Origin of the sequence: Citrobacter sp. MNAZ 1397, from assembly GCF_023613995.1 — a bacterium.
GTDB classification, from domain to species: Bacteria; Pseudomonadota; Gammaproteobacteria; order Enterobacterales; family Enterobacteriaceae; genus Phytobacter; species Phytobacter ursingii.
Genome location: NZ_JAKIVH010000003.1, coordinates 433852 through 451479, shown reverse-complemented (window position 1 = coordinate 451479; position 17628 = coordinate 433852). Strand labels below are relative to the sequence as shown.

Here is a 17628-nt window from a genome sequence, read left to right as displayed (position 1 = left end):
GGTTTTAACCCTGCGGCTTATTTACCACGGGCTTCGATTACGGCCTGAGCAACGTTGTTCGGGGCATCATCATACTTCAGGAATTCCATAGTGTACGATGCGCGACCTTTGGTCAGAGAACGCAGCTGAGTTGCGTATCCGAACATTTCAGACAGCGGTACTTCAGCGTGGATCTTAACGCCAGTCACTTCGGATTCCTGACCGCGCAGCATACCGCGACGACGGCTCAAGTCACCAATTACGTCACCAGTGTTCTCTTCCGGCGTCTCTACTTCAACCTTCATGATCGGCTCAAGCAGAACTGGTTTTGCTTTCTTAAAGCCTTCTTTAAAGGCAATAGACGCAGCCAGTTTAAACGCCAGTTCAGAGGAGTCAACGTCATGGTAAGAACCGAAGTGCAGACGCACGCCCATGTCAACTACCGGGTAACCAGCCAGCGGACCAGATTTCAGCTGCTCCTGGATGCCTTTATCAACGGCCGGGATGTATTCGCCAGGAATTACACCACCTTTAATGTCGTTGATGAACTCGTAACCTTTCGGATTTGAGCCCGGCTCCAGCGGGTACATGTCGATAACAACATGACCATACTGACCACGACCACCAGACTGTTTCGCGTGTTTACCTTCAACATCGGTAACTTTCTGACGAATCGCTTCACGGTAAGCAACCTGAGGTTTACCTACGTTCGCTTCAACGTTGAATTCACGCTTCATACGGTCAACGATGATATCGAGGTGCAGTTCACCCATACCAGCGATGATGGTCTGGTTAGATTCTTCGTCAGTCCATACGCGGAAAGACGGGTCTTCTTTAGCCAGACGGCCCAGAGCCAGACCCATTTTTTCCTGGTCAGCTTTGGTTTTCGGTTCTACTGCGATGGAGATTACCGGTTCCGGGAATTCCATACGTTCCAGAATGATCGGGTGATCCGGGTCACACAGGGTGTCACCCGTGGTCACGTCTTTCAGACCGATAGCTGCAGCGATATCGCCCGCGCGAACTTCTTTGATCTCTTCACGTTTGTTCGCGTGCATCTGCACGATACGACCAAAACGTTCACGAGCCGATTTCACGGAGTTCAGTACGGTATCACCAGAGTTAACCACGCCAGAGTACACGCGGAAGAACGTCAGGTTACCTACGAACGGGTCAGTTGCGATTTTGAATGCCAGCGCAGAGAACGGCTCTTCATCACTTGCGTGACGCTCAGCCGGCGTATCTTTACCGTCGTCCAGAATACCGTTGATTGCCGGTACGTCAGTCGGTGCAGGCAGGTAATCAATTACCGCATCCAGCATCGCCTGAACACCTTTGTTCTTAAATGCAGAACCACAGGTTACCAGGATGATTTCGTTGTTCAGAACACGCTGACGCAGCGCTTTCTTGATCTCTTCCTCGGTCAGCTCTTCGCCGCCCAGGTATTTTTCCATCAGCTCTTCAGACGCTTCAGCTGCGGATTCGATCAGATTCTGGTGCCATTCGTCAGCCAGGTCCTGCATGTCAGCCGGGATATCTTCGTAAACGAAGGTAACGCCCTGGTCTGCATCGTTCCAGTTGATGGCTTTCATTTTCACCAGGTCAACAACACCGGTGAAACCTTCTTCAGCACCAATCGCCAGCTGCAGCGGAACCGGGTTCGCGCCCAGACGGGATTTGATCTGACCAACAACTTTCAGGAAGTTCGCGCCCATACGGTCCATTTTGTTAACGAACGCGATACGCGGAACTTTATATTTGTTTGCCTGACGCCATACGGTTTCAGACTGCGGCTGAACACCACCAACTGCGCAGTAAACCATGACCGCGCCATCAAGAACACGCATGGAACGTTCTACTTCGATGGTGAAGTCAACGTGCCCCGGGGTGTCGATGATGTTTACGCGATGCGGTTCATACTGTTTGGCCATACCAGACCAGAATGCAGTAGTCGCTGCAGAGGTGATAGTGATACCACGCTCCTGCTCCTGCTCCATCCAGTCCATGGTAGCGGCGCCGTCGTGAACTTCACCGATTTTGTGGTTTACACCGGTGTAGAACAGAATACGTTCGGTAGTCGTGGTTTTACCGGCGTCGATGTGCGCACTGATACCGATGTTACGGTAACGTGCGATGGGTGTTGTACGAGCCATTTGATTCCTCGTTTATTGCTTTAGACGTTCAGATTAAGTGAGCCAGAGCGGGCACCGAAGCGCCCGCCTGGTGACTAAACCGAAGGGATTACCAACGGTAGTGTGCGAACGCCTTGTTGGCTTCTGCCATACGGTGAACGTCTTCACGTTTCTTAACTGCAGTACCTTTGTTGTCTGCAGCATCAGAAAGTTCGTTCGCCAGGCGCAGAGCCATGGATTTATCACCGCGTTTACGAGCAGCTTCAACGATCCAACGCATTGCCAGAGCATTGCGACGAACCGGACGGACTTCAACTGGAACCTGATAAGTAGAACCACCAACGCGGCGAGACTTAACTTCTACAGTCGGGCGCACGTTTTCGAGAGCTACTTCGAATGCTTCCAGTTCGTTTTTACCAGAACGCTGAGCCAGGGTCTCAAGCGCGCTGTATACGATAGATTCGGCAGTAGATTTTTTACCATCTACCATCAGGATATTTACAAATTTAGCCAGCAGTTCTGATCCGAACTTCGGATCCGGCAGAATTTTACGCTGACCAATGACGCGACGACGTGGCATGGAAATACTCCGTTGTTAATTCAGGATTGTCCAAAACTCAAAGAGTTTAGTTTGACATTAATTTAAAACGTTTGGCCTTACTTAACGGAGAACCATTAAGCCTTAGGACGTTTCACGCCATACTTGGAGCGTGCTTGCTTACGGTCTTTAACGCCGGAGCAGTCAAGCGCACCACGAACGGTGTGATAACGAACACCCGGGAGGTCTTTTACACGACCGCCACGGATCAGGATCACGGAGTGTTCCTGCAGGTTGTGACCTTCACCACCGATGTAGGAAGTCACTTCAAAACCGTTAGTCAGACGAACACGACATACTTTACGCAGTGCGGAGTTCGGTTTTTTAGGAGTGGTAGTATATACACGAGTACATACGCCACGTTTTTGCGGGCATGCTTCCAGCGCAGGCACGTTGCTTTTCGCAACTTTGCGTGCACGTGGTTTGCGTACCAGCTGGTTAACTGTTGCCATTAAATAGCTCCTGGTTTTAGCTTTTGCTTCGTAAACACGTAATAAATCGACCTCATGCAATATGAGGACGCAGAATTTTATGGCTGTGCTGAAAGGGTGTCAAGAAATATACAACGATCCGTATCACCAACGCATCTGAGTCTCGTGTTTTACCGCCAGGCTAACGAAATCATTATAGCCAACCCTGACGACACTGCTCGAAATTTGACCAGACAGACCTCGCGCATCAATATCTTCATCCATCGCATGCACCGTTATGGGGGCATTTAGCAGCAACTCAAGATATTGCCCGCCTTCCACAGCAGCGATCACGCCGTCAGAAATCAATAAGAGATCGTCCCCGCCGCGTACGGTTCGCAGTAACGTTGCCATATCACATTGCCAGGGAGAATGAGCCAAAGTGTGCAACATAAATGCCTCAAAACGTCATGACAACATCGTATCCATCTAATTGGTCACGCAGCACATCCGGCGCCAGCAATTGCGCTGGCAACACAAATTGCGTCGCATCACTCAGGCCACGCTCACGGAGCGATGCCTGACAAACCCAACAGGTTTCGATGTCATAAAGAGGAAGAACTTTAAAGGTCGCGATGTAATCACGCGCCAGGATAGCCTTCGGCTGCTGGTTCGCCAGCAACTGGAAGACACCGTCACCAATAAAAAATACGCCAATATCATCGGTAAAAGCGGATGCGGCCATTAAGGCATCAAGGCCTTCACGCCCGGCAGCCGATCCATGTGGCGCAGAGGTAAAGATAAAAGCGATACGTTTCATTAAAATTGCACCACACGATCGCACGTTAATGCCGCTTCGGCCAGCGTACCCAGTCCCGAGAGAGTGAACCCCGGCTGGAGATTAGCGCAAGGCAAGCCCTGTTGACCGGCCTCTGTTTCATCGACGACGCCACGGCGCAGCGCCGCTGCAACGCAGATATGCAATCCAACCTGATACTGTTCATGTAGGCGTTGCCACGCGCGAACAAGGTCAAACTCGTCCGAGGCGGGAGAGGTCAGCAGATTCGCATTGCTGACCCCATCCTGGTAGAAAAAGACGCATCCCAACTCATGCCCACTGGCCAGCAGCGCGCAGGCGAACTGATATGCGCTGCTCGCCTGCTGGGAACCATAAGCCGGTCCGGTGACCATCAGGGCAAAACGCATTAACGATCCTGCCCGGAGAAGTCACCGCTTTTGAACTGGCGGATATACAGATAAACGGTGTGCTTGGAGATATTCAAGCGATCCGCCACCTGGTTGATGGCATCTTTAATATCGAAGATACCTTTTTCATAGAGATTCAGAACGATTTGTCGATTCTTGGCGTTATTTGAAACGTTACGATCGGCATTTACTTCTTCAATCGTAAATTCGAGGGTCTGAGTCACCAGATCCTCTACCGAAGAAGCAAAGTTGACAGAAGAACCGGCATCCGGTGTTTCTGGTGGGATAAAGGTGTTCATGATTTGCGAGAACGGCACGTCAAGGTTCATGTTGATGCACAACAGACCAATGACCCGATGGTCGCGATTACGAATAGCAATTGTCACCGATTTCATTAAAACGCCGCTTTTCGCGCGCGTGAAGTAGCATTTGGAAACGCTACTGTCCGCACCGGTCATATCATGCAGCATACGCAATGCAAGGTCAGTAATCGGCGAACCGATTTTACGCCCGGTGTGCTCGCCGTTAGCGATACGAATGGCGGAACATTTCAGATCCTGCAGGGAGTGCAAAACAATTTCGCAGTGAGAACCAATGAGCATCGCTAACCCGTCCACAACGGCTTCGTATGACTTCAGAATATCGAAGTCAGTTTGATCGAAGGGACGTTGATCCAGTAAATCGAGTTCACTGGTTTCGTTGGTTAAGAGCGACCTGGACATGAAAAAAAGCACTCCTTTTCAGGAGCCTGTCGTTATGTTTTCAGGGCAGGCTCGACATTTACACAGAGGATTAAATTAATACAGCGTGGGTGACGCTTTCCAGAATTATATACACTTTATGCTTCAGACTGCTTCTTTGTTGACGGCATCAGCGCTGTCTGGTCACAGATTTGGGTATGCCAGGAAAATGCCGGTCTTTCCGCGCCGAAGCATTATGAATGGTTTGAATCTCTGTGCTGCAAAAAAAACGCCGCTCAAAGGCGGCGTTTGCATCATTATTTTTTGGTTGCGTCAGCGGCTTTATCACCCGCGGCTGGAGCTGCATCAGGCGCAGCAGATGCGTCTGCTTTCGGTGCTGGTTTGATATCCAGCAATTCTACGTTAAAGACCAGCGTAGAGTTAGCCGGAATACCCGGAACGCCATTTTTACCGTAAGCCAGCTCTGGTGGGATCACGAGTTTGATTTTCCCGCCTTTTTTGATGTTTTTCAGGCCTTCGGTCCAGCCTGGGATAACGCCATCAAGACGGAAAGAGAGCGGCTCGCCACGGGTATAAGAGTTATCAAATTCTTTACCGTCAATAAGCGTACCTTTGTAGTTAACCACCACGGTGTCGCTGTCTTTCGGCGCATCACCCGTACCTTCTTTCTCTACCTGATAGAGCAGGCCAGTAGAAGAGGTTTTCACGCCTTTTTCTTTAGCGAACGCGTCACGGAAAGCTTTGCCCTTGGTTTCGTTTTCCTGAGCGTCTTTTTCCATTTTTTCCTGCGCGGCGGTCTTCACGCGGGTTTCAAACGCCTGCAGAGTCTGTTCAATCTCCTGGTCGGTCAGTTTGCTCTTATCAGCAAACGCATCCTGAACACCTGCGATCAGTTGATCTTTGTCCAGTTTGATACCCAGTTTCTCTTGCTCTTTCAGGGAGTTTTCCATGTAGCGGCCCAGTGACGCACCCAGCGCATAGGCGGATTTCTGGTCGTCATTTTTAAATGCCGCTTTGCTGTCAGCTGCAGCAGCTGCATCTTTCGTTGCGGTTTCAGCAGCGAAGGTGAGCGGCGCATTCAGTGCAACGGCCATCGTGGTCGCCAGCAGCGTGACTTTAAACAGTGATTTCATCCATATCTCCAGGGCCGGGGCATCTCACCCCAGGGTTAAACGTAAATGAGAAACGTACTATAAAACGTTGTGGGCGAAATCAACATAAGGTCTCCCCCTGAAATCGCCTGTTTTCAGACTATTTTTGTTTAAATTAGTTTCGCGTCGCCAGGTGGATGCTGCAGACGGGGTGAAAGTTCAGTAAAATCCGTCATCCTGGTGATAACCGTGCATAACGTTGAATGAGGTACACAATGAACGATTTAACAATGGAAGCGCGGCTGGCAGAACTGGAAAGCAAACTGGCCTTCCAGGAAATGACCATTGAAGAGCTCAACCAGACGGTCATTTCCCATGAACTGGAAATGACGAAGCTGCGCGAACATATGCGCTTAATGGCAGAGAAACTCAAAGCCAGCCAGCCCTCACACATCGCTTCACAGTCCGAAGAGACGCCGCCGCCCCATTATTGAGATGTAAAAAAAGCGGGCAATGCCCGCTTTTTTGTGCCGTGACGACAGTTATTAGTGGCAACCGCAGCCGCCGTGACCGCCACAACCACCTTTGCCGTGCTCATGACCGTGGTCATGATCGTGGCCGTGGCCGCCGCAGCAACCGTCGTGACCATGGTCGTGATCGTGGTCATGACCATGCGCGCCGTGAACGTGGCCGTGAGCCAGTTCTTCTTCGGTTGCTTCGCGAATAGCAACAACTTCAACGTTGAATTTCAGATTCTGACCAGCCAGCATGTGGTTACCGTCAACGACGACGTGGTCGTCTTCAACTTCGGTAATTTCTACCGGTACCGGACCCTGGTCTGTTTCAGCCAGGAAACGCATGCCAACCTGCAGCTCGTCAACGCCCATGAAGACGTCTTTAGGAACGCGCTGTACCAGGTTTTCGTCGTACTGACCGTAAGCGTCGTTCGCGCCTACAGCAACATCAAATTTGTCGCCGACATCGTGACCTTCCAGCGCTGTTTCCAGGCCAGAGATCAGGGAACCATGACCATGCAGGTAGTCCAGCGGCGCACTCACCGGAGACTCATCAACCAATACACCGTCTTCTGTACGTACCTGATAGGCCAGGCTGACCACCAGGTCTTTTGCTACTTTCATGATATCTCCTGAGCGTGGGAAAATTGCTGGCGCAGATTGTAACGGAAATCCGCCCCTGTGTACCCTTTAGCTTAAAAAAACTCTGGGTATATCGCTAGTCCGGATGAAAGATCCCGATAACTTGCTCATCTTTACGGACATGCTCGCGGGCCTCTTTATCCGCCTCACGCATCTGATGACCGCACTTAACACATTCAACAATATCGACATTATTCTCGCGCCACATTGCCATCGAATCCTGCGCCTGGCAGGAAGGGCATACGGCCCCGGCAATAAAACGTTTACGTACTGCCATGGGTTCCCCCTTATTCAAACTCGTCCCAGCCATCCAGTTGGCGACGTTCTTGTTGCATTTCACGCTGAAAAATCTCTTCCAGCTCTCGTCTCGCTTCCCGCACACGGGAAATTTGCATCGTATCGGTATGCACTGGCATCAGCTCACGCAACATACGCATATCGAGACGCTTAAAGTGCAACTGCGCGCGGTGGGCCTGATGCGGGTGCATCCCCACCGAGATAAGCGTTTTGCGGCCTAATTCCAGCGCACTGGAAAACGTCTCACGGGAAAATTGTGTTACACCCACCTGCAAGAGCTCATGGGCTTCCACACGGCCCCGCGCACGCGCCATGATCTTGAGCTGCGGGAAATGTTGCTGACACAACTCCACCAGCTTCATCGTATCTTCCGGATCGTTACAGGTAATGACGATGGACTGGGCCTCTTCCGCCCCTGCAGAACGCAATAATTCAAGCTGCGTGGCATCGCCGTAATAGACTTTATAGCCATATTTACGCATCAGATTAACGGCGCTGATATCACGTTCAAGTACCGTTATACGCATTTTATTGGCCATCAGCAGGCGACCAATCACCTGACCGAAACGCCCGAATCCCACCACAATCACTTGCGGTTTGTCATCGTCAACCCACGGCATTTCGTCTTCATCTTCTGGCTGGTTAAAACGCCGCGACAACAGCTTATCGATGAGCTTCATCAGCGCTGGCGTAGTCATCATGGATAAGGTGACCGTCACCAGCAGCAGCGCCATTTGATCATTGTGAAACAGGCGTTGTGAGGAGGCCGATGAAAAAAGCACAAAAGCGAATTCTCCGCCCTGGCTTAATACCCCGGCAAATTGCATGCGTTCGGAACTGCGCATGCCATTGATCCGCGCCAGCAAATAAAGTACCGCCGTTTTAACAGCCACCAGCACGGCAACGCTTGCCAGCACCCATAACAGATGGGTATAGAGCACGCCCAGATTGAGCGCCATGCCGACGGAAATAAAGAACAACCCTAACAGCAGCCCTTTAAACGGATCGATGGCAATTTCCAGCTCATGACGGTATTCACTTTCCGCCAGCAGCACGCCCGCAATAAAGGTGCCCAGCGCCATCGAGAGCCCCAGCGCATCCATAAACAGCGCCGATCCGAGGACCAGTAACAATGTTGCAGCGGTAAAGACTTCGCGCACGCCGGATGCGGCAATAAAGCGAAACACCGGGCGCAACAGGTAGCGTCCGCCAACCAACACACCCGCAAATACCAGCACCTTAATGCCTATCTTTACCCAGTCCGGATGGTCGTCGCCATTGCCCGCCAGGAGCGGTACCAGCGCCAGCGCCGGGATCACCGCCAGGTCCTGAAACAACAGGACCGAGAAGCCCAGTTGCCCCGACTCGCTGCGATTCATCCCTTTTTCACGCATTAGCTGCAGCGCCATCGCGGTGGATGACATCGCCAGACCAATCCCGCCAATCACCGCCGCTTGCCAGGAGAATTGCGTCAGCATCAGTAATCCGGCCAGGATAGCCGCGCTAATCAGCACCTGCGCGGCGCCTACGCCAAAGATGGAACGACGCAGCGCCCAGAGTTTTGACGGATTCAGCTCCAGACCAATAATGAACATCAGGAAGACGACCCCGAGTTCCGAAAAATGGAGGATCTCATCAACATCGCTGATAAAACCCAGCCCCCAGGGGCCGATGGCAATCCCCGCCAGCAAGTAACCGAGTACCGCGCCAATCCCTAGCCTGGCAGCAAGCGGAACCGCCACCACCGCAGCGAAGAGAAACAGGACGCCTGCCAGCAACAAATCCGAACCTTCCATTACAGACCTCCCGTCATGATCGGCGAGGCCAGCCAGTCACCGTAGGCTTTCGCATGATTTGCCAGCGCTTCAGGCGACTGTCTACGCGCCCAGTAAATAATTATAGGATTCATCCAGTGCATGCGGCACATTGCCGCCGTTAACTCAAAAGGGCGCAAAATATCGCTAATGGGATAACGGTTGAGTCCGTCATGGCGATAGGCTGCCTCCGGCTCGCCAGTGGTGATAACACTACGCCAGTACTTTCCCGCGAGCTGACTCCCCGCCGGGCCGCTGGCGAATTCACGCGTAAGCACGCGGTCAAACCACTCCTTTAGCAGCGCCGGGCAGCTGTAGGTATAAAGAGGATGTTGGAAAACGATGACATCATGCTCGCGCAGCAATGCCTGTTCCCGGGGAATATCAATAAAAAAATCTGGATAGTGTGCATAGAGGTCATGCACGGTGACATTGTGCAGTTGCTTTGCCGGCTTGAGCAAAACTCGATTTGCCACCGAGTCCTGTGATTCCGGATGGGCATACAGCAGCAGTACTTTTGCTGTCTGGGACATCATCCCCCTCCCGGGCGTAAAACCTGTCATTTTTATTACCGCATTCAGCGGCCAGAATGATTTTGTCTAAATTCTTTGTTTTGGGCTACCATTGCGGGCCTGGTGAGGCGAAACCGCTCACTACTTACATTATCATAATGACAAATTAACATAGTCTGAACATACGGCGCCTTATGATTGTTTTCTCCTCGTTACAAATTCGTCGCGGCGTGCGTGTCCTGCTGGATAACGCCACAGCTACCATCAACCCGGGTCAGAAAGTCGGCCTGGTGGGCAAAAACGGCTGCGGCAAATCTACGTTGCTGGCGCTTTTGAAAAACGAGCTCAGCGCTGATGGCGGTAGTTTTACCTTTCCCAATAACTGGCAACTGGCGTGGGTGAATCAGGAAACCCCTGCCCTGCCAATGCCCGCACTCGATTATGTGATTGATGGCGATCGCGAATACCGTCGGCTCGAAGCAGAACTGAATGCGGCCAACGAACGCAATGACGGTCATGCCATCGCGACCGTCCACGGCAAGCTCGATGCTATCGACGCCTGGACCATCCGTTCGCGGGCCTCAAGTTTGTTACACGGTCTGGGTTTTTCTAACGAACAGCTCGAACGTCCGGTCAGCGATTTCTCCGGCGGCTGGCGTATGCGCCTTAACCTCGCCCAGGCGCTGATCTGCCGCTCCGACCTGCTGCTGCTCGATGAACCGACCAACCACCTCGATCTCGACGCAGTAATCTGGCTGGAAAAGTGGTTGAAAAGCTATCAGGGCACTCTGATTCTGATCTCCCACGATCGTGACTTCCTCGATCCGGTGGTGGATAAAATTATTCATATCGAACAGCAAACCATGTTCGAATACACCGGCAACTACAGCTCCTTTGAGCGTCAGCGCGCAACCCGGCTGGCACAGCAACAGGCAATGTACGAAAGCCAGCAGGAGCGCGTGGCGCATCTGCAAAGTTTTATTGATCGCTTCAAGGCCAAAGCCAGCAAAGCGAAGCAGGCGCAAAGCCGCATCAAAATGCTGGAGCGTATGGAGCTTATCGCCCCGGCCCATGTGGATAACCCATTCCACTTTAGTTTCCGTGCGCCAGAAAGCCTGCCCAACCCGCTGCTGAAAATGGAAAAAATCAGCGCCGGCTATGGCGATCGCGTCATTCTCGACTCTATTAAGCTCAATCTGGTGCCGGGATCGCGAATCGGGTTACTGGGCCGCAACGGCGCCGGGAAATCAACGCTTATTAAACTGCTGGCCGGTGAACTGACGCCGTTTAGCGGTGATATCGGTCTGGCGAAAGGCATCAAGCTTGGCTATTTCGCCCAGCATCAACTGGAGTTCTTACGTGCCGACGAGTCGCCGTTACAGCATCTGGCGCGCATGGCCCCGCAGGAGCTGGAGCAAAAGCTTCGTGATTATCTCGGCGGTTTTGGTTTTCAGGGCGACAAAGTCAGCGAAGAGACCCGCCGCTTCTCCGGGGGTGAAAAAGCACGCCTGGTGCTGGCGCTGATCGTCTGGCAGCGTCCGAACCTGCTGCTACTCGATGAACCCACCAACCACCTCGATCTCGACATGCGTCAGGCGTTGACCGAAGCGTTAATCGAATTTGAAGGCGCGCTGGTGGTGGTGTCGCACGACCGTCACCTGCTACGCTCCACCACGGACGATTTATACCTGGTACACGACGGTAAAGTCGAACCGTTCGATGGCGATCTGGAAGATTATCAGCAGTGGCTGAGCGACATCCAGAAACAGGAAAGCCAGCCGACCGATGCACCGAAAGACAACGCCAACAGTGCACAGGCGCGAAAAGACCAGAAACGCCGTGAAGCCGAACTGCGAACCCAAACGCAACCGCTGCGCAAAGAGATCACCCGCCTCGAAAAAGAGATGGAAAAGCTCAATGCCCAGTTAGCCCAGGCGGAAGAGAAGCTCGGAGACAGCGGCCTGTATGACCAAAGCCGTAAAGCAGAGCTTACCGAGTGTCTGCAACAACAGGCAAAGGCAAAAGCTGGTCTTGAAGAGTGCGAAATGGCATGGCTGGAGGCGCACGAGCAGCTTGAGGCAATGCTGCAAACCGATTAATCATGCAGGCAGGCGGAGATGACCCCCGACATCACCAGTGACCTCACCTTTCGCAAGCTGGCCATTTTTATGGCCTTCATGGAGAAAGGCAATATCGCCCGAACCGCCGAGGCGCTGAACCTTAGCGGCGTGAGTGTGCATCGTGCGTTGCATACGCTGGAGGAGAACGTACGCTGCCCGCTGTTTGTTCATAAGGGGCGTAACTTACTGCCCCTTCCTGCAGCCTGGACATTGCTGGAGTACTGCCAGGAGGCCACGCAAATCATGGAACGAGGCCTGGCAGAAGCCCGTAAGATGGCGGGTATCGGCCAGAATCGTTTGCGTGTTGGCACGCTCTATTCCCTCACCCTTGAAACCGTCCCCCAGTTGATTATGGGGATGAAACTGCGCCGCCCGCAGCTGGAGATGGATTTGACGATGGGGTCAAACGAGACCCTGTTGCAGAAACTTGAGGAAGGGTCGCTGGATGCAATATTGATCTCCATTTCTGAGTCGGAACTTGATTCTGCCAACCTCGAAATGCTGCCGCTCTTCCACGATGAAATCTTTCTGGCCGCACCAGCAGCAGCGAAACTGCATACCTCCGCCCCCGCTGATTTACGCGACTATCGCCAGCAAAAATTCGTCTCTCTCGCCGAAGGATTTGCCACGTACGCCGGGTTCCAGGAAGCCTTCCACATCGCCGGATTTGAGCCTGAGATTGTCACCCGGGTGAACGACATCTTTTCTATGCTGAGCCTGGTGCAGGCGGGCGTTGGCTTCACGTTGATGCCGGGGCGGATGAAGAAGGTGTATGAGAACTCGGTGCAGTTACTTAAACTCGCACAGCCCTACCAGATGCAGCAGCAGATCGCCATCGTTTTTGCCCGCAATCGCGAGCATGACCCGAACCTGCTGGCGCTGGCGGCGGAAGGTCGTATGTACGCCAGAAACCGACAGGAAAACGCCTGATTGTCGGCCCGATAAGCGAAGCACCAACGGACGTAGCCCGGGTCATGCGTTTACGCCGCCACCCGGGAAAGCACCAACGCGGCCTATACCCGGCTGGCGCGCGGCTTAGCCGGGCTACAGTCGCAGAGTCGACTACGTATTGTCACTCGGCCTGCGCTCTGAGCCGTTTCGCCAGATGTACAGCCACATCCATTCCGCTACGTTCCAGCGAGACTGACTCACCTTCCCAGGCGGCCTGACGGGTTAAACAGGTCAGTATGCCGCCAGGCGGCATCTCAATCGCCAGCCGTGCTTCGCGTTCGTTTGCCGCAATCATCGCCTCCTGCCAGCGCACGGTACGTGCCATGTTCATCGCCAGATCGTCGGCAATCTTATCGGCCTGCCACAGTACACGTCCGGTGCTACCACTGAGGTAAGCACAGTTCGGGCGAGAAAGTGTCACCTTGCGAAATGCCTCGGCCAGTTTTTGCGCGGGCTCAGCCAGTAGCGCACAGTGCGACGGTACGCTGACATCAAGACGACGAACTTTATTCGCGCCTTTGGCGAGCGCTTTCTGCCCCACATCCGCCATCGCCGCATCACTACCGGCAATCACAATCTGGGTCTCGGCATTCAGATTGGCAATATACGCCCCGCTCCCTTCCACCAGTGTTTCCACCTGCGGCAGCGTCAGGCCCATGATCGCCGTCAGACCATAACCGTGAGGCCAGGCCTGTTCCATCAAATCCCCGCGCAAAGCCACAAGCCGCAGGGCATCGGCATAATCCAGCGACCCGGCGATGACCGCGGCCGGATACGCGCCAATCGACAGCCCGCTGACGATATCGGGCGAAACGTGCCGACGCATGAGCTCATGCGCCCAGGCCACTCCGGCTATCAACAAACAAAGCTGAACGGCGCGCGTATGCTGCAAGGCATTGGCAGTATCCAGCGTATCGATCTCTGCGCCGAGCACCTCACGCGCCTGCGCCAGTTCCGTTCCCGGAAGCGCGCGCAGCATCCCCGGATGCTGCGTTCCCTGACCCGGAAAGGTAAACAGAATTTTCATTTAATTCCCCTCAAACCAGGGATCGCTGACCAACTGCGGCCCGCGATTCGTTTTCAGGAGCACCCTGCCGTCACGCAGCCACTCCGAGAGCGCAAAGCCGCCCTGCGGAACATTGACCTGCGTATCAACCCGGCATAAGGCGCCTGAAATCTGCTGCTGCCAGCGAAGTAATACCTCGCGCGCCAGCGGCTGCGGCGCGCGGATCAGCAGGTCAAGATCGCTGGTCGCATGCAACACCGGAATCCCGGTTGCCAGGCTATAACCGCTACTGCCCGTAATTCCCCAGACCCACGGCCAACGCTGCTGCGCCAACTGAAACGCGACCTGCACGGGCGGCTGAGTGATAAACGGCGAACGGACCAGTGTCTGCGTATCAACGAGCTCTTCCGGAGAAACGACGCGGATAACGTGCTCAGGAGCAACCCAGGCCGCCGCGCGCTGTTCACGTTTGAGGCCGCGTATCCCGACGGGTACGCGGCCATTAGGATTCACATCACGCCGCACCACCACCGGTAAACCGGGGTGCCATATCTCTTCAACCCAGGCTTCGGTCACGCCTTCCAGGGCGCGACGGTCAGCCAGCCAGACAAGGTCGTGCGGTCGTAATGTTTTCATGGTTTAGATTCCTGAGGTCAGCGAGATAAACAACGGCAACGACAGAATACACAGTACAGAGCTTAACAGCAGCACGGCTTCTGCATCCGGCGATTGCACGCCAAAGCGGTTGCCGAATACCACGCCGAAGAAACCGGCAGACAGTGCAATCATCAGAATCGCGGTGATCGCCACCGAACCGTGCAGACCAAAAATCAGCACGATGCCCCAGGCGATAAAGGGCTGAATCAGCAGTTTGGCGATGGTTGAGGTGATGACCATGGTGTTGATTTGCAGTTTACGGGCAGAGAGGATCACCCCGGTCAGGAATAGCGCCGCTGCGGTTGCGGACAGGCCCAGCGGTTTTATCGCCGCCAACAGCAGTTCCGGCATTTTGATGCCAATCGCCGAAAGGATCACGCCTAACAGCGGCCCCATCACAATCGGTTTTTTCAGCGAGCGCCACATCAATACTGGCAACATAGCCAGCGTGGAGCCGGAGTGACCACCTTGCCCACGGGCTTTTTCACGTTCCAGAATCAGCAGGCAGAACGGGGTCATCAATACTGAGCCACAGGCAATCGACACCGCGACAGAAAGCGACGTAGAAGACCCTTCACCCAGCACGCTGCCCAGAATAGGCAGCCCCAGCGCCGCATAGTTTGGCAGCGCCACGGTCAGGGTCAGCACGGCGGCATCCTGCGGCGATTTTTTAAAGACGCGGGTCGCCAGGAAGTAGATAACCGCGTAAGTCACCCACATCGCCAGCGTCAGGACCAGGATCAGGGGAGACTGGGCAACGATACCGGTCCACGGTGTTTGCACGGTGGCGCTGAACAACGCAGCGGGGAGTGCGAAATCCATAACGAAAATATTGAGCAGGGAAACATTCTTGTTATCCACCATTTTGGCCTTGCCCGCCCAGAAACCCAGCAACATGATGATGAAAATCGGTGCGAGGGCATGAACAATCACATAAGTCATAAATCACCTGTAATAAATAAAGAAACGTTTAGCACTGGTGCGATGATTATTATTTTCAGGATGCACGTTCCCGCGTGGGCACAATGATTGTGCCCACGGCGTTAATGCATCTGGCAGGTCTCTTTTTGCTTACCAGCTCGCTTTCATGCGTTCACGCACAAGCGCAGAGCTGCGGCGATTGTCAGCGCCCAGACGGTTTTTCAGGGTGGCATCCTGACGAGCGGCGTTGATAGCCTCTTGCAGCGTGGTTTTCACCCGCGCCAGATCGGTCGACGACGGGGCATCCGGATTGCTGATATCCAGCAGGTTCTCCAGCAGCCCCAGGGTGGCGTAGTTACTGATGTCGTATGCCATCGGCGGAATAGTGGCCGCCAGTTTTTCCAGCGCCTCCACGGTACGCAGGGTGATACGCGCGGCAGACTCTTTGCCCATCGCGTGGATCAGTACGCCTTTGTCGTTGAAGGCAATCAGTCGATTAGCCTGATAACCGTGCGCCAGAAACGCACCGGACATCGCTTTACCGACGATAAGACCAATCACCGGATGCCCCGCCAGACGCGCATTGGCATAGGCTGCTGCTGCTCCGGCCAGCGCCTGGTGAATGCCAAACCCCTCTTCGCGGCGACCGTAGGCCTGGCTTGGGACATCGATCACCGCCACAATCGGGCGTTTCACGGACTTATTCGCATCCTCGGCCACGGTTTCGCTGACCACTTTTGCCAGTGTCCAGCCTTCCAGCAGACCCACTTCGCCTTTGGCGGCGCGCGGGAAATGGTTATTCGCATCCGGCACAACGGCGATAAAGCGCACCGTTTCACCATTCAGTTCACCATCAGCTACCTGTACGGACGGGCATAAGCCTGCCAGGCGCTGGGCGTTTGGGGCGAGGGTTTCCAGCCATAATTCGCCACGGCTTATTGAGTTACTCATCATTTCACCTCCCGGGCGAAGAGCGCGTGAATCTGTTCTGAATCGGCCTGTTTGCGGGTGTCGAAATTCGACAGCCGGTCAAGATACCAGTCGTAATTATCGGTACGGTGTTTTGCGGGAACACCTTTTGCCAGCGCGTCGCTCATAGCCGCTTTCACCGCATTCACGCCATCACCCACAAGCGCATCCACCAGTCCGCTTTGATAGCGCACTTCACCGCCGGTCATGCTCCAGATAAACGGACGGTCGCGGGAGTCGTACTCTTCAATCCCGGCTTCCTGTTCGATAACCTGCGGGCCGTTCAGCCCCAGACGCGCTTCGCGGGTGACAATCAGATAGCTACACAGCGCTGCGGCAATGGACATCCCGCCGAAGCACCCCACGGTCCCGGCCACAATGCCAACGACCGGGGTATAGCGACGCAGGTCAACAATCGCCGCATGGATATCAGCAATTGCCGCCAGACCGAGGTTCGCTTCCTGCAGACGCACGCCGCCGGTTTCGAGGCACAGAACGGCCTGAGTCGGGATACCGTTACGGTTATCTTCCGCCGCCAGCTCCAGCGCCGCCGCCATTTTGGCGCCTGAGACTTCGCCCATACTGCCGCCCTGGAAGGCACCTTCAATGGCAATCACAACCGCCGGTTGGCCGTTGATGGTGCCTTTCGCGACCACCATGCCGTCATCAGCCTGTGGAACAATGCCCTGCGCGCCCAGCCACGGGGAAACAATCCCTTCAAACGGGTCGAGCAGTTCACGGTAGCTGCCTTCGTCCAGCAGCGCATGCGCCCGCTGGCGTGCTTTTAATTCGATAAAACTGCGGTCATTACGCATAGCTCACCTCTTCAAAGACCTGCTCGATACGAATGCGCGCAACACCGGGCGTGGCACCGAAATCGTGGATGGTCAGTTTGCCCGCAGGCAGACTGCTGACGGTCTGCAGACGGTTGAATAAGGCTTCCCAGCGTCCACGGCTGTTGTCGACGGAAGTCGTGATATCAATAGTGAGCGTCTGGCTCTGGTCGGCGGTGAACAACACCTCCATATCTCCTGAACCAACAACCCCTGCCAGCGCTTTGCCGTTTAAGGTACGGCTGGCGGGCACGGTTAATGTGATTTTTTCCAT

Annotated in this window: 21 protein-coding genes; 3 read left to right on the top strand and 18 right to left on the bottom strand. The window is 54.2% G+C overall.

The annotated features are described in order from the left end of the window. Positions 1–17: 17 nt before the first annotated feature. From fusA to fkpA, 8 genes are all read right to left on the bottom strand, one after another. Positions 18–2132: an elongation factor G gene (gene fusA, locus L2097_RS19325; RefSeq protein WP_047372875.1), complete on the bottom strand. Its 2115-nt coding sequence runs from the start codon at positions 2130–2132 to the stop codon at positions 18–20. A gap of 88 nt (positions 2133–2220) precedes the next feature. Beyond that, complete coding sequence (rpsG, locus tag L2097_RS19320) at positions 2221–2691, bottom strand: 30S ribosomal protein S7 (RefSeq protein ID WP_035894363.1); 471 nt, start codon at positions 2689–2691, stop codon at positions 2221–2223. A gap of 95 nt (positions 2692–2786) precedes the next feature. After that, positions 2787–3161, bottom strand: coding sequence for a 30S ribosomal protein S12 (gene rpsL, locus L2097_RS19315; protein WP_000246815.1), 375 nt, complete (start codon positions 3159–3161; stop codon positions 2787–2789). 123 nt (positions 3162–3284) lie between these two features. Next, positions 3285–3572 (bottom strand): sulfurtransferase complex subunit TusB, encoded by a 288-nt coding sequence (gene tusB / locus L2097_RS19310; RefSeq protein WP_250353509.1) that lies wholly within the window; start codon positions 3570–3572, stop codon positions 3285–3287. 7 nt (positions 3573–3579) lie between these two features. Beyond that, complete coding sequence (gene tusC / locus L2097_RS19305) at positions 3580–3939, bottom strand: sulfurtransferase complex subunit TusC (protein ID WP_047372873.1); 360 nt, start codon at positions 3937–3939, stop codon at positions 3580–3582. Then, positions 3939–4325: a sulfurtransferase complex subunit TusD gene (tusD, locus tag L2097_RS19300; protein ID WP_229221265.1), complete on the bottom strand. Its 387-nt coding sequence runs from the start codon at positions 4323–4325 to the stop codon at positions 3939–3941. Before tusD ends, tusC begins: the two co-directional genes overlap by 1 nt. After that, the gene (locus L2097_RS19295; RefSeq protein ID WP_041851434.1) at positions 4325–5047 is read right to left on the bottom strand and encodes a helix-turn-helix transcriptional regulator; all 723 of its coding nucleotides are present in this window, start codon (positions 5045–5047) and stop codon (positions 4325–4327) included. Before L2097_RS19295 ends, tusD begins: the two co-directional genes overlap by 1 nt. Positions 5048–5322: 275 nt before the next feature. Next, the gene (gene fkpA, locus L2097_RS19290) at positions 5323–6159 is read right to left on the bottom strand and encodes an FKBP-type peptidyl-prolyl cis-trans isomerase (protein WP_047372871.1); all 837 of its coding nucleotides are present in this window, start codon (positions 6157–6159) and stop codon (positions 5323–5325) included. A gap of 233 nt (positions 6160–6392) precedes the next feature. Here fkpA and L2097_RS19285 point away from each other — a divergent pair, with 233 nt between their 5' ends. After that, positions 6393–6611, top strand: a complete 219-nt coding sequence (locus L2097_RS19285; RefSeq protein ID WP_047372870.1) for a protein SlyX — start codon at positions 6393–6395, stop codon at positions 6609–6611. 51 nt (positions 6612–6662) lie between these two features. Here L2097_RS19285 and slyD read toward each other — a convergent pair whose 3' ends face one another. The 4 genes from slyD to kefG all read right to left on the bottom strand — a co-directional run bounded on the left by slyD (position 6663) and on the right by kefG (position 9918). Continuing rightward, positions 6663–7256, bottom strand: a complete 594-nt coding sequence (gene slyD, locus L2097_RS19280; RefSeq protein WP_090084060.1) for a peptidylprolyl isomerase — start codon at positions 7254–7256, stop codon at positions 6663–6665. A gap of 94 nt (positions 7257–7350) precedes the next feature. Continuing rightward, the gene (locus L2097_RS19275; protein WP_041851430.1) at positions 7351–7551 is read right to left on the bottom strand and encodes a YheV family putative zinc ribbon protein; all 201 of its coding nucleotides are present in this window, start codon (positions 7549–7551) and stop codon (positions 7351–7353) included. 10 nt (positions 7552–7561) lie between these two features. Next, positions 7562–9367, bottom strand: a complete 1806-nt coding sequence (kefB, locus tag L2097_RS19270; RefSeq protein ID WP_047372869.1) for a glutathione-regulated potassium-efflux system protein KefB — start codon at positions 9365–9367, stop codon at positions 7562–7564. Then, entirely contained in the window at positions 9367–9918 is a 552-nt protein-coding gene (gene kefG, locus L2097_RS19265) for a glutathione-regulated potassium-efflux system ancillary protein KefG (RefSeq protein ID WP_047372868.1), read from the bottom strand. Before kefG ends, kefB begins: the two co-directional genes overlap by 1 nt. 173 nt (positions 9919–10091) lie before the next feature. On the opposite strand from kefG, the gene L2097_RS19260 reads away from it, so the two are divergent. Both L2097_RS19260 and L2097_RS19255 read left to right on the top strand, forming a co-directional pair. After that, positions 10092–11996, top strand: a complete 1905-nt coding sequence (locus tag L2097_RS19260) for an ABC transporter ATP-binding protein (protein ID WP_041851427.1) — start codon at positions 10092–10094, stop codon at positions 11994–11996. A gap of 18 nt (positions 11997–12014) precedes the next feature. Continuing rightward, on the top strand, positions 12015–12947 hold the full coding sequence (locus L2097_RS19255; RefSeq protein WP_047372867.1) for a LysR family transcriptional regulator: 933 nt from the start codon (positions 12015–12017) through the stop codon (positions 12945–12947). Between the two features lie 142 nt (positions 12948–13089). Here L2097_RS19255 and mdcH read toward each other — a convergent pair whose 3' ends face one another. The 6 genes from mdcH to mdcC form a co-directional block, all read right to left on the bottom strand. Continuing rightward, a complete protein-coding gene (gene mdcH, locus L2097_RS19250) occupies positions 13090–13995 on the bottom strand; it encodes a malonate decarboxylase subunit epsilon (protein ID WP_250353508.1) in 906 nt (301 codons plus the stop codon). After that, entirely contained in the window at positions 13996–14610 is a 615-nt protein-coding gene (locus L2097_RS19245) for a malonate decarboxylase holo-ACP synthase (RefSeq protein ID WP_047372865.1), read from the bottom strand. Between the two features lie 3 nt (positions 14611–14613). Continuing rightward, positions 14614–15573 (bottom strand): AEC family transporter, encoded by a 960-nt coding sequence (locus L2097_RS19240; protein ID WP_085006259.1) that lies wholly within the window; start codon positions 15571–15573, stop codon positions 14614–14616. A gap of 129 nt (positions 15574–15702) precedes the next feature. Further along, positions 15703–16503, bottom strand: a complete 801-nt coding sequence (mdcE, locus tag L2097_RS19235; RefSeq protein ID WP_047373465.1) for a biotin-independent malonate decarboxylase subunit gamma — start codon at positions 16501–16503, stop codon at positions 15703–15705. Next, positions 16503–17336 carry a biotin-independent malonate decarboxylase subunit beta gene (locus tag L2097_RS19230; protein WP_085006260.1) on the bottom strand — a complete coding sequence of 278 codons (834 nt, stop codon included), beginning with the start codon at positions 17334–17336 and terminating at the stop codon, positions 16503–16505. Before L2097_RS19230 ends, mdcE begins: the two co-directional genes overlap by 1 nt. Further along, positions 17329–17628 (bottom strand): malonate decarboxylase acyl carrier protein, encoded by a 300-nt coding sequence (gene mdcC / locus L2097_RS19225; RefSeq protein WP_047372862.1) that lies wholly within the window; start codon positions 17626–17628, stop codon positions 17329–17331. Before mdcC ends, L2097_RS19230 begins: the two co-directional genes overlap by 8 nt.

What these genes read in the sequence shown, in the direction of transcription:
- L2097_RS19255 (WP_047372867.1), top strand. Translation starts at nt 12,015, where the DNA reads ATGACCCCCGACATCACCAGTGACCTCACCTTTCGCAAGCTGGCCATT.
- slyD (WP_090084060.1), bottom strand. Translation starts at nt 7,256, where the DNA reads ATGAAAGTAGCAAAAGACCTGGTGGTCAGCCTGGCCTATCAGGTACGT.
- kefB (WP_047372869.1), bottom strand. Translation starts at nt 9,367, where the DNA reads ATGGAAGGTTCGGATTTGTTGCTGGCAGGCGTCCTGTTTCTCTTCGCT.
- L2097_RS19230 (WP_085006260.1), bottom strand. Translation starts at nt 17,336, where the DNA reads ATGCGTAATGACCGCAGTTTTATCGAATTAAAAGCACGCCAGCGGGCG.
- tusB (WP_250353509.1), bottom strand. Translation starts at nt 3,572, where the DNA reads ATGTTGCACACTTTGGCTCATTCTCCCTGGCAATGTGATATGGCAACG.
- L2097_RS19295 (WP_041851434.1), bottom strand. Translation starts at nt 5,047, where the DNA reads ATGTCCAGGTCGCTCTTAACCAACGAAACCAGTGAACTCGATTTACTG.
- L2097_RS19285 (WP_047372870.1), top strand. Translation starts at nt 6,393, where the DNA reads ATGAACGATTTAACAATGGAAGCGCGGCTGGCAGAACTGGAAAGCAAA.
- L2097_RS19260 (WP_041851427.1), top strand. Translation starts at nt 10,092, where the DNA reads ATGATTGTTTTCTCCTCGTTACAAATTCGTCGCGGCGTGCGTGTCCTG.
- mdcE (WP_047373465.1), bottom strand. Translation starts at nt 16,503, where the DNA reads ATGAGTAACTCAATAAGCCGTGGCGAATTATGGCTGGAAACCCTCGCC.
- fusA (WP_047372875.1), bottom strand. Translation starts at nt 2,132, where the DNA reads ATGGCTCGTACAACACCCATCGCACGTTACCGTAACATCGGTATCAGT.
- rpsG (WP_035894363.1), bottom strand. Translation starts at nt 2,691, where the DNA reads ATGCCACGTCGTCGCGTCATTGGTCAGCGTAAAATTCTGCCGGATCCG.
- tusD (WP_229221265.1), bottom strand. Translation starts at nt 4,325, where the DNA reads ATGCGTTTTGCCCTGATGGTCACCGGACCGGCTTATGGTTCCCAGCAG.
- L2097_RS19240 (WP_085006259.1), bottom strand. Translation starts at nt 15,573, where the DNA reads ATGACTTATGTGATTGTTCATGCCCTCGCACCGATTTTCATCATCATG.
- kefG (WP_047372868.1), bottom strand. Translation starts at nt 9,918, where the DNA reads ATGTCCCAGACAGCAAAAGTACTGCTGCTGTATGCCCATCCGGAATCA.
- L2097_RS19275 (WP_041851430.1), bottom strand. Translation starts at nt 7,551, where the DNA reads ATGGCAGTACGTAAACGTTTTATTGCCGGGGCCGTATGCCCTTCCTGC.
- fkpA (WP_047372871.1), bottom strand. Translation starts at nt 6,159, where the DNA reads ATGAAATCACTGTTTAAAGTCACGCTGCTGGCGACCACGATGGCCGTT.
- L2097_RS19245 (WP_047372865.1), bottom strand. Translation starts at nt 14,610, where the DNA reads ATGAAAACATTACGACCGCACGACCTTGTCTGGCTGGCTGACCGTCGC.
- tusC (WP_047372873.1), bottom strand. Translation starts at nt 3,939, where the DNA reads ATGAAACGTATCGCTTTTATCTTTACCTCTGCGCCACATGGATCGGCT.
- rpsL (WP_000246815.1), bottom strand. Translation starts at nt 3,161, where the DNA reads ATGGCAACAGTTAACCAGCTGGTACGCAAACCACGTGCACGCAAAGTT.
- mdcH (WP_250353508.1), bottom strand. Translation starts at nt 13,995, where the DNA reads ATGAAAATTCTGTTTACCTTTCCGGGTCAGGGAACGCAGCATCCGGGG.
- mdcC (WP_047372862.1), bottom strand. Translation starts at nt 17,628, where the DNA reads ATGGAAAAAATCACATTAACCGTGCCCGCCAGCCGTACCTTAAACGGC.